Raw genomic sequence first — 702 nt, 5'->3', positions numbered from 1 at the left:
TGCCGAAGGACGCCCGCGCAGAAAGCGACCTGTCGCTTGAAGCCGAACTGAAGCAATTCATTCGGGACCGCACCGGCGAAGCGACCGAACTTCGCCCTTTGTCGGCAGTCGAGACGCAGCCGTCGTCGATTTCGACCGAACAGGATGGAGCACTCTGCGTCCTGCAGATCGAAATCGAGCCGTCCAAACCTGAAGTGCCTGCGGCGGCGCCGCAGTCTTCATCTTTTTTCTTCTGACTTTTTAACCAACCGAGCATCCCCGAAGAGGGCGCGTGATCGCCCTTGCGGGGGAGTTCGTGCGTCCGACGGGGCTCTGCGGAAACTTTCCAAGGAAACCCATCATGAAAACACGCATGAAGAACGCTCCCCTCAACGTCAACTTCCTTCGCAGCCTTCCGACAACGGCTGCGGCGCTGGGCAACAAGTTCGGCGTCAAGGTAGTCGTCGGCGGCTTTGACTGCTGCACCGACGGCACCGAGATCAGATTGCCGGCATCGAGCACGCGCCTGGCCGAGGACGAACTCCTCGGGTACCTCGCGCACGAAGCCGCGCACATTCGATTCACGACGTTCGGTGCAGAAGGCAGTACGTGGCCGCTGCGTCACGAAATCGTCAACGCGCTCGAGGATGTTCGCATCGAAAACGAACTCGCCGGGATCTACCCGGGTGCGGGCGGTCTTCTGATCGGCTGTCACGAGAAAAG

The 702-nt window shown here is 60.4% G+C and carries 1 protein-coding gene and 1 pseudogene; both read left to right on the top strand.

What is annotated here, in order from left to right:
- Positions 1 to 236 (top strand): hypothetical protein (locus H6A60_RS12055; protein WP_205104956.1); only part of this gene is annotated, 236 nt, incomplete at its 5' end.
- 104 nt (positions 237 to 340) lie between these two features.
- Positions 341 to 702, top strand: a pseudogene (locus tag H6A60_RS12050) (hypothetical protein); the annotation flags it as partial.

The organism is Sutterella massiliensis (genome assembly GCF_016899755.1).
In the GTDB taxonomy this organism is placed as follows: Bacteria; Pseudomonadota; Gammaproteobacteria; order Burkholderiales; family Burkholderiaceae_F; genus Sutterella; species Sutterella massiliensis.
Note: the sequence above shows the minus strand (reverse complement) of the source record. Positions and strands in the feature narration are given on the sequence as shown.